Origin of the sequence: Ensifer sp. Root278 (genome assembly GCF_001429285.1) — a bacterium.
Classification (GTDB): Bacteria; Pseudomonadota; Alphaproteobacteria; order Rhizobiales; family Rhizobiaceae; genus Ensifer.
In genome coordinates, this window is sequence record NZ_LMJJ01000003.1 from 175,339 (window position 1) to 188,891 (window position 13,553).

General features: G+C 59.3%; 12 protein-coding genes. 6 read left to right on the top strand and 6 right to left on the bottom strand.

Going from position 1 to position 13,553, the window contains the following annotated elements; all coding sequences use genetic code 11:
* The 6 genes from ASE60_RS04835 to ASE60_RS04860 form a co-directional block, all read right to left on the bottom strand.
* On the bottom strand, nucleotides 1-1,614 hold the full coding sequence (locus ASE60_RS04835; RefSeq protein ID WP_057248601.1) for an AMP-binding protein: 1,614 nt from the start codon (nucleotides 1,612-1,614) through the stop codon (nucleotides 1-3).
* On the bottom strand, nucleotides 1,611-2,378 hold the full coding sequence (locus tag ASE60_RS04840) for an enoyl-CoA hydratase/isomerase family protein (RefSeq protein WP_057248602.1): 768 nt from the start codon (nucleotides 2,376-2,378) through the stop codon (nucleotides 1,611-1,613). The genes ASE60_RS04835 and ASE60_RS04840 overlap by 4 nt, the downstream gene beginning before the upstream one ends.
* A complete protein-coding gene (locus tag ASE60_RS04845) occupies nucleotides 2,375-3,565 on the bottom strand; it encodes a CoA transferase (protein ID WP_057248603.1) in 1,191 nt (396 codons plus the stop codon). The genes ASE60_RS04840 and ASE60_RS04845 overlap by 4 nt, the downstream gene beginning before the upstream one ends.
* Nucleotides 3,562-4,308 carry an enoyl-CoA hydratase/isomerase family protein gene (locus tag ASE60_RS04850; protein ID WP_057248604.1) on the bottom strand — a complete coding sequence of 249 codons (747 nt, stop codon included), beginning with the start codon at nucleotides 4,306-4,308 and terminating at the stop codon, nucleotides 3,562-3,564. Before ASE60_RS04850 ends, ASE60_RS04845 begins: the two co-directional genes overlap by 4 nt.
* Nucleotides 4,309-4,317: 9 nt before the next feature.
* The gene (locus ASE60_RS04855; protein ID WP_057248605.1) at nucleotides 4,318-5,244 is read right to left on the bottom strand and encodes a hydroxymethylglutaryl-CoA lyase; all 927 of its coding nucleotides are present in this window, start codon (nucleotides 5,242-5,244) and stop codon (nucleotides 4,318-4,320) included.
* Between the two features lie 86 nt (nucleotides 5,245-5,330).
* The gene (locus ASE60_RS04860; RefSeq protein WP_057248606.1) at nucleotides 5,331-5,891 is read right to left on the bottom strand and encodes a MarR family transcriptional regulator; all 561 of its coding nucleotides are present in this window, start codon (nucleotides 5,889-5,891) and stop codon (nucleotides 5,331-5,333) included.
* A gap of 216 nt (nucleotides 5,892-6,107) precedes the next feature.
* Between ASE60_RS04860 and ASE60_RS04865 the strand changes: the two genes are divergently transcribed.
* The 6 genes from ASE60_RS04865 to ASE60_RS04890 all read left to right on the top strand — a co-directional run bounded on the left by ASE60_RS04865 (nucleotide 6,108) and on the right by ASE60_RS04890 (nucleotide 13,383).
* On the top strand, nucleotides 6,108-7,154 hold the full coding sequence (locus tag ASE60_RS04865) for an ABC transporter substrate-binding protein (RefSeq protein ID WP_057248607.1): 1,047 nt from the start codon (nucleotides 6,108-6,110) through the stop codon (nucleotides 7,152-7,154).
* A gap of 25 nt (nucleotides 7,155-7,179) precedes the next feature.
* On the top strand, nucleotides 7,180-8,244 hold the full coding sequence (locus tag ASE60_RS04870) for an ABC transporter ATP-binding protein (RefSeq protein WP_057248608.1): 1,065 nt from the start codon (nucleotides 7,180-7,182) through the stop codon (nucleotides 8,242-8,244).
* Entirely contained in the window at nucleotides 8,241-9,143 is a 903-nt protein-coding gene (locus tag ASE60_RS04875) for an ABC transporter permease (RefSeq protein WP_082615738.1), read from the top strand. Before ASE60_RS04870 ends, ASE60_RS04875 begins: the two co-directional genes overlap by 4 nt.
* On the top strand, nucleotides 9,143-9,967 hold the full coding sequence (locus ASE60_RS04880; RefSeq protein WP_057248610.1) for an ABC transporter permease: 825 nt from the start codon (nucleotides 9,143-9,145) through the stop codon (nucleotides 9,965-9,967). Before ASE60_RS04875 ends, ASE60_RS04880 begins: the two co-directional genes overlap by 1 nt.
* A 54-nt stretch (nucleotides 9,968-10,021) precedes the next feature.
* On the top strand, nucleotides 10,022-11,404 hold the full coding sequence (locus tag ASE60_RS04885; RefSeq protein ID WP_057248611.1) for an aspartate aminotransferase family protein: 1,383 nt from the start codon (nucleotides 10,022-10,024) through the stop codon (nucleotides 11,402-11,404).
* A gap of 341 nt (nucleotides 11,405-11,745) precedes the next feature.
* Nucleotides 11,746-13,383 (top strand): amidohydrolase, encoded by a 1,638-nt coding sequence (locus ASE60_RS04890; RefSeq protein WP_057248612.1) that lies wholly within the window; start codon nucleotides 11,746-11,748, stop codon nucleotides 13,381-13,383.
* Nucleotides 13,384-13,553 lie beyond the last annotated feature (170 nt).

A 13,553-nucleotide genomic window follows, 5' to 3' on the forward strand; every position in this document is an offset into this window, starting at 1 on the left:
TCAGCTCTCGATGCCCACGAGTTTGCGCGCGTGGGCGGCAAGTTGCTTCTTCTGAATTTTGGAACTGGCTGTCATGCCGATCGACTCGAAATCCTCGACGATCCAGACGTGGCGCGGCACCTTGAAGCCCGCCATTTCCCGCTTCGACCACTCGATGATCTCCGCCTCCGTTGCCGTGCAGCCATCATTGAGAATGATGAAGGCGGCGGTGACCTCGACGAGACGTTCATCCGGCACGCCAACCACGGCCGCCTGGCGGATCAGCCTGTTCTGGTGCAGCACGTTTTCGACATCGGCGGGCGATACGTTCTCGCCACCTACGCGCACGATTTCCTTCGCCCTGCCGAGAAATCTTAGCCGCCCGGTGGTATCGAGTGCGCCAAGGTCACCCGTCGATAGCCAGCCATCGGCGGACAGCGCGGCTGCGGTTTCTTCCAGTTTGTCGAAATAGCCCTTCATGACGTTCCAGCCGCGAACATGGATCTCGCCAGGTTCGTCCGGTCCAGCATTACGCCCCTCTTCAGTGCGGATGCGGACATCGACTCCGGTTTGAACCCGCATGGCCGCGCTGACGCGAACCTCCTCTGGCTCCCACCAACAAGACTGCGCTACGTTAGGGGAGGCTTCCGACAGCCCGTAGCCAACGACGCATTCGCGTGCGCCAAGCTCGTCGATCACACGACGAACGATCGTGGGGGAGGCTGCAAGCCATGCGCCGCGCAGGTTGAGGTGGCGCGACGGCAGGTCGGGATGTGTGAGGAGCATCAGCGCCATGGTGTCGTTGCCCGAGAAATGCGTGCAGCGCTCCCTTTCCATCAGGCGAAGCGCCTCGCCGGGCTCGAAGCGGTCCATGCTTACCAGGGTCACCGCATGCTGCAGACATGAGAGGATCGACAGCGTGGTGCCCGCGACATGGAAAAACGGGCGGGCACTGTGGAAACGGTCACCAGGCCGCAACCCCATTCGCAGGCCGGAGAAGAAGGCATTCGGCAACATGTTGCGATGCCGAAGCAACACGCCCTTGGGGAAGGAGGTTGTGCCGGATGTGTATTGAATGAGGAGGACGTCGTCGGCGTTGTCCTCCGGTTTCGTGCGCACCAGCGTGCTTGCGCACAGCTCACGAAAGTTTTCCGCGGCAGAAGGAACATTGTCCCCAATCACCAGAACTCGCTGCAGGTCGGGCAGGGCATCGTGGGGAAGCGCACTATCTAGGCCTGGACACACCTCGCGGAGCATTGAGATGAAGTCGATCTTGAGGAAACGATCGCAGGTAACGAGCGTGGTCACGCGCGACTGCTTCAGCGCATACGCCATTTCGGCGGTAACGAAACGGGTATTGATGGGGACGGTCACGGCTCCCATCGATCCGATCGCCAGGAAGATGACGACCCATTCGATGGAATTCCCGAGGCACAGGCCGACATGATCTCCCTTGCGCACGCCCGCTGCGAAAAGCGCATCGCGGGCGTCGGCAACTCTTGTTTCGAGTTCTTGATATGTCAGCCTGCCGTCGCTTGCGACGATCGCTTCGACATCCGGCGCAATGGTCGACGAACGGCGTAACGCGGCAGAGATCGTCAAGGGGCAAGTGGCGTGGAGATCGAGATCGCTCATTTGCCGCTCCCACTGCCAACGACTTCGGAGAACTTTTCGATGCCGGAGCGCCAGTTACCATCGGCAAGGCAGCGTTCGATCGCTGCCATTTCGATTCGGATACCGTTGCCAAGGTTGGTTTCATGGCCGAGGTCAACAGCCTGTTTGGACAACGCCATCGCAAGTGGTGGTGCTGCGGCAATGCTTTCGGCGATTTCCTGCCCTACCTTCTCCAGTTCGTCCGCCGGCACGACCCGCGCGACGAGGCCGCGTTGATAGGCTTCGTCAACCGGCATGATTCGACCGGTGAAGAGCAGTTCCTTAGCGTTCATGCGTCCAATCACCCGCTGGAGGCGCTGGGTGGCGCCAACCGTGCCCCATTGTGGTTCCGGGAAGCGGAATGTCGTGTTCTCAGACGCGATGACGAAGTCGCAACTCATGAGAATCTCACCGCCGGAGCCGACGACCGGCCCCTGCGTCAGCGCGACAATCGGCTTACCGCAGCGGCCGATCGCGTCATAGGCGGCGAAGGAGGCCTGCCGGCGCGCAAGCACCCAAGCTTCGTCCTTGTCGGCGCGTTCCTTCAGGTCCGCGCCTGCACAGAATACTGGACCGTTGGCGGAAAGCAGAATGACGCGGACATCTGGCTTTGAGTCCAGGCGTTGAAATGCCTCGCGAAGCGCGATGCACATTTCAAGATTGACCGCGTTGCGGGACTGCGGGCGGTTCAGGACAACGCGCGCGATGGCCCCGTCCTGCGTTACCGATACAGCATCGAGGCTCATCCGATAGCTCCTTCCTTCCGAAGCGCCGCAATCTCAGCGTCGGTCAGGTTCATCTCGTCTCTCAAAATGGTCTCGGTGTCGGCGCCAAGCAGCGGTGGACAGCCTATCTCGGGGCTGTCGAAACCTTCGAAATTCACAGGCGTGCGAAGTGCCTTGAACGTGCCTTCCGCCGGGTGTTCGAACGTGCCTACCATACCGCGCGCCAGCATATGCGGATCATCAAGGATCTGCCGCGTCGTGTTGACTTCGCCGGCCGGTATGCCGACTGCGCGTAGCGCTTCGGCCAGCGGCGCGCGCTCACGTGCCGCAATCGCCGTGCGCATCTCGTCCATCACTCTTTTTCGATTGGCCACTCGCCCGCCGTTCTTGGCGAAGGCGGGGTCGGCGCCGAGCTCAGACAGGCCTAGGACGTCACACAGTCGTCCCCAATGCTGATCGCTGCCGCTGATATGCAGCCATCCGCCATCGCGGCACTGGAAAGCTGCTGAGGGAACGCGGCCCGGATGCTCTGTCCCGGAGCGACCAATATCTTCGTCCAACGCGAAAAGGCGCGCGGCGGCCAGCGCAAGCAGACTTGCCTGCACATCCATCATCGCAAGGTCGATATGGCACCCCTTACCACTGCGGCCCCTGCCGACGAGGCCGGTTAGAATGGCGATCGCGATCCACAGGCCGGCGGTCAAGTCGGCGATCGGCACGCCAGCCTTGGCCGGCGGCGTATCGGGATGGCCAGTCAGGTGCATGATACCGGATAATGCTTGAAACACCGTGTCGTAGCCGGCGCGCTCTCGATACGGTCCGGTCTGGCCGAAGCCGGTATTGGAAACATAGATAAGGCCTGGATTGAGCGCCGAGAGTTTGCCGAAGCCAAGATCGAAGCGATCCATGTCGCCGGGAAGGAAGTTCTCCAGCACTACATCGTGCTGCGCTGCGAGCCGTGCTGCGATCTGCTGAGCCTTTGGCGACTTCAGATTAAGCGTCAACGATCGCTTGCCGCGATTAAAAGCAAAGAAGTAGGCGCTTTCGCCGCCGGGAAGACGCGGCTCGAAGACGCGCGATTCATCGCCGCCACCCGGGCGTTCCACCTTTGTGACCGTTGCGCCCAACTCAGCGAGAATCTGGGTCGCCATCGGGCCTGCCAGGACGCGAGAGAAGTCGAGAATACGGATGCCTTCAAGCGGTTTCATTTGGCCTCCGTGCGGAAACTGCGCATTTTAGCATTAAGCTCGCGGCCAGCGGCCATGGCTTGAGGGTAGGGGAGGTCTTCCACCTGATAGTAGAGCGTCTTTGCTGCTGCCATGGCGAGCGGGTTGGCCGTCGCCCACGCCTCTGCTATCTCGACCGCCGCCGCGAGAATCCCGTCGGGGGGCACAACGCGGTTGCACAGGCCAAGTGACATAGCTTCATCCGCACCAATCAACCGGCCGAGGCTGATCATCTCGAAAGCAGCCTTGCGACCCAGTGACCGCTGCAGCCCAGTCATGACCAGTGCTGGCACAATGGAATGCTTCAGCTCGGGATAGCCAAATTTTAGGTTGGTCGCCGCCACCATCATGTCGCAGCCGATGGCAAGGCCCGCACCGCCGCCGACGGCAGCGCCCTGCACTGCGGAAACGATGGGCTTCGACAGGCTTTGCATCATTGCCTGCGTTCGGCACGTCAAATCTGCGCGCTTTTCGACCAGATCCTGATTTCCCGGCGTCAGCGTCTCGAACTCTGACAGGTCGGCGCCAGCGCAAAAAGCACGACCATTCCCGGCCAACACGATCGCGCGGATCGCGGGATCCGCATCCGCGGCCAAAAGCGCGTCGTGGATCGCTTGGGTGAGTTCGGTATTCAACGCGTTGAGCTTTTCGGGGCGGTTCATCGTAACGATGCGCACCGCGCCGCGTGTCTCGGCGAGAAGAACGGTAGAAGATGGAACGTTCATGCCCTAACCCTATGCTGCCAGATGGCCAAAGCCGCTGCGCGCGACCCGGCTTAAAAGTTCACGTTTGAGGATGGCCTCGCAGCGACGGGAGGCCTCTTGCAATTTCTCCAGGTCAAGACCGGTCTCGATCCCTTCGGCTTCGAACAGGTTGACGAGGTCTTCTGTGGCGACGTTGCCCGTGAAACCTTCGCCGTATTTGATTTGTGCCGGGTGGCCGCCGACGCCGCCCATCGCACTGTCGAACCAACGGCAACCTGACTCATAGGCGGCGTAGCAGTTGGCAAGCCCCGTTCCGCGACTGTCGTGGAAATGGGCGATCGGGGTCATATCCGGGAGTTCGTGGGCGATCCGCTTAAAGAGGCCTTTTATCGACGCCGGTGTGCCATGCCCTGTCGTATCGCAGACGGAAACGTGGTGCACACCGAGTTGCGAAAAACGGGCGAGGTCAGCAAGCACACTCGACGGATCGACCTTGCCTTCGAAGGGGCAGCCAAGGGCCATGGAAATCACCCCGATCAGCCGGAAGCGGCCATCCGCCAATTTCACCATTTCCGCGACATTCGCCCACTGCAATTCTCGGGTAGTTCTAAGGTTGCGCTGGGTATGGGCTTCGGTGGCAGAAACCAGCAGGCTGATTTCTTCGGTACCATGTCCGGCATCGAGATCGGTAATCGCGCGTTGAACAGCTTTAATGTTGGGGCAGGTGGCCTTGTAGCGCGTGCCCTTGCGTCTGGTGATGCCGGCCAGAACCTGCGACGCGTCTGCAAAGACAGGGACGTGCACCGGGCTGCTGTAGCTTGTTGCTTCAATCCTGGGAAAGCCGGCATCCGAGAACGCATTGATCAATGCGATCTTGTCGGCCGTAGACGTCGAAACAGCCTCATGCTGCAGTCCGTCTCGCGCAAAGCATTCGCAGATTGTGATTTCGCTCGCCATGCCTCACCTCCGTTCGGCTTGACGACAGAAATGTATTTATTCGTTCACAATGTCAACTAATTTCTTATCCATGGCAGCGACGTGCCTCACTCTTCCTCCAGGCTCTTGAGGTCTGACTGTGAGGCGGTGTTGCGCAGTTCGTGATAATATTTGCTGCTTGTGCGGGTAACGCGGCGCAGGAGCTCGACAAGGATTTGTTGCTCGGCGCGGCTCAAGGTGGCGAGCATTTCCTCGTTACGCTCGAAGGAGTCTTCAAGGATGCTTCGCGACAGTGCCAGGCCTTCTGGGCTTAACGTCAACAGGATGCTGCGTCCGTCCTGGGGGTTGGCAGTCTTGGCGATGTAGCCGCGCTCAATCATTGCCGACACGGTACGGCTCATTTGGCTTTTCAGAAGGCCGCTATGCTTCGCAAGTTCCTGTAGCGGCACCTCTCCAAGGTATTTCAGAACCGCAAGAACGCGCCACTCCCGTGGCGTAATGCCGTATTTGGGGCGAATGGAAAGGGCCGCAATGCGGGTCGAAAGTCCTGCCAACCGCTGAAGCTGGAAGCTGAAAAGGTCGCGGATATCAGGTTCCTTTTCCGACTGCTCGTGGAGCCGATCGAAGTAGTCCCCTGATTTTTCATTCAGCTGATCGCGGTTCTGCACGGTCGTTTCCTCTCCGGGTGTGAATCGGTCTCTTTCTGCTCGATTTCTTCCGGCGATGCCAGTTTCGCCAAAGTCGCGCAGAAAATTAGTTGACAACGTGAACAATGTAGTTAATTTCGTCAACTAGATTGGCATGTGGCCGACGACTTGTCGACCACGATGATCTCGCCAGAGGAGTGGCGGGACGGTCGGATCTGTTTTCGTGGAGGAGCAAACATGATTTCACTGCGGCATAAATCGGCCTGCCTCGTTGGTGCGGCCTTTATCGCGTCGATGACGGTACCTGCTAGCGCGGCCGACACGACGCTGACGATCGCCGGTTTCGGCGGTAACCTACAGACCGACCTGCGCAATACTATCTGGCAGCCTGCGGCAGATGCGGCAGGAGTTCAACTGCGTGAGGAGACCCATGACGGTCTGGCGGCTGTGCGGGTTCAGGTCCAATCGGGTTCACCGACATGGGATGTTGTGCATCTCGGCGCCGACGAATGCGCCGTTGGCGGAAAAGAGGGCCTGTTCGAAACGCTCGACTACAAGGTGATCGACACCACTGGTTTCGACCAGCTCGGCTATGGCGACAACTGGATCGCGACGAACACGTATTCGGTGGTGCTCGCCTGGCGCACAGACGTATACAAGGACAAGAAGCCGCAAGGCTGGAAGGACCTTTGGGATGTAGAGAATTTCCCAGGGCGCCGAGCGTTGAGCAGCTACCCGCAGGAGATGATGGAGATCGCACTCCTGGCTGACGGTGTGGAAAAGGACAAGCTCTATCCGCTCGACACCAAGCGCGCGCTTGCCTCTCTGGACAAGATCAAAGGGAACGTCGCCGTCTGGTGGTCCTCCGGCGCACAGTCTGCGCAGCTGATCAAGGACAAGGAAGTCGACATGATGGCAATTTGGGGTAGCCGCGTTGCCAATGTCATCAAGGATGGCGCGCCCGTTGAGTTCACCTATCAAGACGCTGTCCTCGGCTATGGCTGCCTGGCCATTCTAAAGGGATCGCAGAACGTTGAGGCGGCGCAAAAGTTCATCGCTGGCGTTGTGTCTCCCGAAGTCCAGGCGCGCATTCCGGAAATGATGCCATACTACGGACCAACGAACAGCCGTGCCTTCGAGGTCAAGAAGTTCGCGCCCGAGGTGCTGGCCAAGTCGAACATGTCGCCGGAAAACGTCAAGAAGCAAACCTTTTTGAACGCCAACTGGTGGCGCGACAATAATGCTCTCGTTCGCGAGGACTACAGCCTGTTGATGTCGAACTGACGTCGATCGCATACGGAGAACGGCAATGACATCAGGTGCAGTTTCGATCCGCCAGATCTATAAGGCCTATGGGAGCTACAAGGCGCTGGACGGCATATCTCTCGATATCGCCGCCGGGGAATTCCTGACGCTTCTCGGCCCCTCGGGTTCGGGTAAGACCACGCTCCTGAACGTCATTGCCGGCTTCGAGAGACCGGACAGCGGTAGCCTGCTGGTCGACAATACCGAGTTCATCACCCGGCCGCCGCACAAGCGCGACCTGGGCATGGTATTCCAGAGCTATGCTTTGTTTCCGCATATGGACGTGTTCGCCAATGTCGCATATCCGCTGAAGCTCAGAAAGGCGGATTCCTCGACCATTCAGGCGAAAGTGACAAAAGCGCTTGAGACCGTGCATATGGCCCATCTCGCCGGGCGACGCATTCACGAACTATCAGGCGGTCAGCGTCAGCGCGTCGCATTGGCACGTGCCATCGTATTCGAACCAAAACTGCTTCTGATGGATGAGCCCTTGTCGGCGCTCGACAAGAATTTGCGCGAGCACATGCAAATCGAACTGAAGCGTCTGCATCGTACTCTCGGGATGACGACCGTATATGTCACCCATGATCAGCAGGAAGCGCTGACCATGTCGGACCGTATCGCCGTTCTCGATCGGGGCCGCGTCATGCAGTTGGATACGCCAAGGGCCATCTACGATGCGCCAAATTGCAAGTTCGTTGCCGGCTTCATGGGCGATACCCGTTTCGTCCCGGTTGAAAGAAATGGCTCGGATTTCGCGTTGGGTGGTCAACCACTCAAAGTTCGCGCCGCACCGGCGAAGTCCGCAAGCGACATCTTCCTGATGGTGCGCCCGGAGCGATTGCGCTGGCACGGCACTCCCGAGCGCGACAATCGGATCGAAGGCAATGTCATCGATGTGATCTATCTTGGTGACAGCCATATGGTGTCAGTCGAACTGCCCCAAAGCACGGAAATTTCCATCCGCCATACCGGCGCGGAAGCGACCTCCTTGCCGAAACCTGGCGATCGCCTTGCCCTTTGGATGACGCCGGAGTCCAGCGTCATCATCGAAGGGGCCCGCTCATGACCATGGCGGAAACTCATATGCCCTCAATTGAACTCAATACGGACGTCCTGCAGCGGTCCCGCCGCAAGACCGGGCTTACTTTTATAGGGCTGTCGGCTCCTGCGTTCGTATTGGTCGTCTTGGTGCTTATTATCCCGTTTGCCTGGCTCGCATGGATGTCGCTCTATGACGCATCGGGCGCTTTGTCGGCAGAAAACTATGCGCGTTTGCTGCGCCCCGCCTATGTCGACAGCTTTCTGACGACCTTCAAAGTCGCGGCGATCGTCACAATCGTCTGCGTCGTGCTCGGCTACCCGGTGTCGTACCTTCTTTCGCAACTGCCGCAGAAGGTGGCGCAGATTTTGATGATCTTCATCATCCTACCCTTCTGGACTTCGGTGCTGGTGCGCACTTATGCCTGGCTCGTTCTCCTGCAGCGTCAGGGGCTGATCAACACCTGGCTGACGAATCTTGGGTTGATCTCTGAGCCGCTGCCACTTGTCAACAATCTGACGGGTACCGTTATCGGCATGGTGCACATCATGCTGCCGTTCCTGATCTTGCCCCTCTATGCCTCGATGAAGACGATCGATCCCATTCTCTTGCGGGCGGCGTCCAATTGCGGCGCTTCGCCGGCCCAGGCGTTTCGGCAGGTGTTTCTGCCTTTGTCACTGCCGGGCGTGGCGACGGGTGTGGCGCTGATCTTCGTACTGTGCCTTGGCTACTATTTGACGCCGGCTCTGCTTGGCGGCGGACGAGTGGCGATGTGGTCGACTCAGATCGCCGACATGATCGCCAAATTCGCAAACTGGGGCGCGGCCAGCGCTCTGAGCGTAGTGCTTCTCGTTGTCACCGGAAGCATTCTGTGGATCGTCAGCGCGCTGTTTAAAGCCGCCAGCGTAACCAAAGGAGGCGTCTGATGCTGAAATCTCCGGCCACCTCCACCCAGATCACCCACGGCGAGCGGCTTTGGCTCTATGTCTTTGTCGGGGTCATCTTGGCCTTCCTGATCATTCCATGCCTGATCGTCATTCCGATGTCCTTTTCGGATTCCCAATATCTCGAGTTTCCACCCCGGGTGCTGAGTTTACGCTGGTACGATGCGTTCTTCTCCTCGCCGGAGTGGCGGCAGTCGGCAATCGTCTCGTTCAAAGTGGCTGGCGCCACTACTCTCTTAGCGACAATCCTGGGAACGCTCGCAAGCTATGGCCTCTTCAAATCGACGAACCCGTTCAATTTCGTCATTCGCAGCGTTCTCATCCTGCCAATGATGGTACCGCTGATCTTTGTGGCGATCGGCGTGTTCTTCGTCTTCGCAAAGCTTGGTATGAACAATACGCTCACGGGCCTCATCCTGGCTCATACGACGCTTGCAATCCCCTTTGTCATGATTGCTGTGACCAATGGTCTGCAGGGCTTCGATTTTAACCAGGAGCGGGCTGCCCGCAGCCTTGGAGCTTCGCCGGCCTGGGCCTTCTTCACCGTCACCCTGCCGCAGATCAGGATCTCAATCGTGTCCGGCATGCTGTTTGCATTCATTACCTCATTCGACGAGGTCATTGTGTCGTTGTTTGTCTCCAGCGGCGCCAACTCTACGCTCACCAAGCGCATGTTCGCCAACATTCGCGACCAAGTTGACCCGACCGTGGCCGCTATTTCGTCCATGCTGGTGGTCGCCTCGATCGTGATCCTTATAGGCGCGCAATTCGTCAAAAGGCCGAAGGCCAGGGCCGCCGAACAATAAGCTTCGCGGTCCATCATTCATCGACTGGCAGCAGTCGCCCCTCAGGAGGAAACCATGCTTCAGAATTCGCTTCGCGCGCTCGACATCGCCGTGCAGATCCATCCCCAGACCAATCTCGCTTTGCACGAGAAGGTGGGCCCGACGATCATGTCGCGCGGTGAGGGCGCCTATGTCTACGACGATGACGGCAAGCAGTACATCGAAGGGATGTCAGGTCTGTGGTGCGCCGCTCTCGGCATGAGCGAAAAGCGCTTGGTCGAGGCTGCAACGCGTCAGATGAATACTCTGCCTTATTACCAGAATTTCGCCCATCGAACGACCGAGCCGGCCATCGAGTTGTCCGATCGGCTGCTGCGGTTGGCGCCAGTGCCAATGTCGAAGGTTCTCTTTCAAAGTTCCGGATCGGAGGCCAATGACACCGCAGTCAAGCTTGTTTGGTACTATTTCAACTCGCAGGGGCGCCCGGAAAAAAAGAAGATCATTGCTCGCAAGCGCGCCTATCACGGCACCTCAATCGCATCCGCCAGTATTACCGGCTTACCGCATTTGCATCGCGACTGGAACCTACCGCTCGATGGCTTCCTGCATGTGACCTGCCCGCACTTCTATCGCGATGGCTTGCCAGGCGAGACCGAAGAGGAGTTTGCAACGCGTCTGACCGATGAACTTGACGCGCTGATCGTTGCTGAGGGCCCCGAAACAGTCGCGGCCTTCTTCGCTGAACCCGCCATGGGCACTGGTGGTGTGGTGCTCCCGCCGAAGACCTATTTTGAAAAGATCCAGAAGGTCCTGAAGAAGCACGACGTCCTCCTGATTGCCGACGAAGTCATTACCGGCTTCGGTCGGACTGGCAACTGGTGGGGAGCGCAGACCTATGAAATGCGACCCGATATAATCACCTGCGCGAAGGCATTGACGTCTGCATACATGCCGCTGTCGGCAATCCTCCTATCGGAGCGCATCTATGAAGGCATGAGGGCACAGAGCGAGAAAATCGGCGTCTTCGGCCACGGATACACCTATGGTGCTCACCCGGTGGCCTGTGCTGTCGGGGTCGAAACTTTGCGCATCTACGAGGAAGACGGCATTATCGACGGCGTTAAAGCGCTTGGGGAGCACATGGGCAAGCTCCTGCACCCTCTCGTGGATCACCCGCTCGTAGGGGAGGTCCGTGGCGTCGGCCTGATGTGGGGCGTGGAACTGGTGCGCAGCAAGACGAGCCGTGAGGCATTTTCGCCCGAACTGCAGTTCGGACTTGGCGTCCAGAACCACGCCTTCGAAAACGGCCTCGTCTGCCGCTCGCTTGGTTCGGCCATTGCCTTTGCGCCGCCGCTCATCGCAACCACGCAACAGATCGACCAAATCGCCGATCGTTTTAAACGCGCACTCGATACGGCTCTGGACGACTATTCCCGTTCGGGCGGGAAGCTGGGCTGAGAATTACTGGGGAGCGTGATCGATATTGGCCATATACGAAACAATCGCAAGGGCTTGCACAAGCCCTTGCAGCGCCGGCGCAGCCGGACTGCAGCAAGTTGTTTAAGCAGGGGCTTGATCGGTATCATATCCCTTGCGTCGGCAGAACACGACTTTGATGCGGTCGCGGTGGCCGAGTATCTGGATTTCCAGCAGATCGGGTGTTCATTGCGGGGCTGGGTGCCGCGACCGCGCCCAGCAAGGTCGTCGGCCAACATCATTTGCGTGCCATCGCCGCACGCCATCCGACTGCGAATTCGACCGACGCGAAATACGAAGCCTGAGCAGGGGTGCAAAATAACATGGAAGCCAGCACGCTTTACACCAACGGCGCGATCCGGACGATGGATCTGGAGCGCCCCTTAGCCGAAGCGCTCGCCGTCGACGCGGCGGGCCGCATCCTCGCTATCGGTACTGCGGCAGAACTGAAGCCGTTCATCGGAACGACAACGAAGGTGATCGATCTCGGCGGGCGCCTCGTCATGCCTGGTGTCTTCGATTTCCATTTGCATGTGATCACCGGCATGACGACGCGCCTGCGCTCATTCGTTATCGATGCCGGCGATGACTTTGGGACTATCTTGGCGCGGGTCCGCGCGGCAGCTGCAGGTAAGCGCGAAGGCGAATGGCTCACTGGCAGTGCCTATGGCGCGCGTGCCCTCGCCGATATCCAACGAGCTGGCCTCGATGCCAAGCGGCAACTGGATGAAGCGAGCGGAGGCCGTCCGACGCTCCTCATCCACAGCAGCCTGCATGGAGCTTTCGCCAACGAGGCCGGGCTAGCACGCGCGGGCATTGACGCGGCGACGCCGGACCCTGCGGGCGGTCGGATCGTGCGCATTCGCGGCGAGGCTACCGGGCTGCTCGAAGAGAACGCGATGTGGATCGTCGATGCCGCGATTCCGGTGCTTAGAGACAGCGAGATGGTCGACGTGGCGCGAGCCGCGATGCGCTACTTCAATTCGGTCGGTGTTACCGGATTCGTCGACGCCCAGTCGACACCGGAGATGATCGATGCTTTCCGAGCACTGGATGATGCTGAAGAACTGTCGACCTGGGCAGGCTTCACGCTTTCGGCAAGCCGAACCTGTTCAACTTGGTCTCCTGGCTCGGAAGCGCTGCTTGCACGCCGCAAGGAGGTCTGTGGGCCGCACATGATTGCCGAGAATGCCAAGATCTTCCTCGACGGCGTGCCGTCGCTGAAGACTGCTGCCATGATTGAGCCGTATCCCGGCACAGACGGGTATGGCGAAATGTATCTTTCACCGGAGGAACTTTTCGCCGAAATAGCGGCCTTCGACAAGCAAGGCGTCGGTGTAAAGGTGCATGCGGTGGGAGACGCCGCCGTTGTACGCGTGCTCGATGCCGTGGAGAGAGTGCGTGACGAAAACGGCGACGGTGGCCCCTGGCACCACATTGCCCACGGTCAATACATTCCGCATCGGGAGTTTTCGCGTATGAAGCGGTTGCGAATAGTTGCTGACCTCAGTCCGCCCATGTGGTTCGTCAACCATGCTAGCCTCGCCCATGAGCGCGTCGTCGGCAAAGAACGTTACGCAACGGTCTGGCCAATCCGCTCCATGTTGGAAGCCGGCGTGAACATGGCGCTGGGCTCGGACTGGATGACGATCTTTCCAGAGCTCAACCCGTGGCATGCGCTCGCCGGCCTGCTGACACGCCGTGATCCTACCGGCCAGTTTGAAGGAATTCATGGGCCACACGAGGCGATCACCCTCGATCAGGCGTTGCCGCTTATGACGCGCAACGGCGCCACGGCAATGGGCCTCGGCGATCGAACAGGGCGCCTAGCGCCGGGCTTGTCGGCCGATTTTATCGTGCTCGACCGCGATCTCTACGAAATTTCGGCTGCTGAGATCGCCGGAGCGCAGGTACTGAAGACCATCTTTGAGGGGCACGAAGTCTACAGCGCGCCGGCGTAAGCGGACCCGTATCAACCGCAGCAAAAACCCAAGCGGGTGGGGTTAGTGTGAAACGAGGTTGGGCCCAGAGACCGGTAACTTGTCTGAGGATGGGCCGCGCGCAGGAGCGGCGGTATGGGGTTGAACAGCGAAGGTACGTTCGGCCCTGGCTGTCGGGGGGCTTGTTGCCG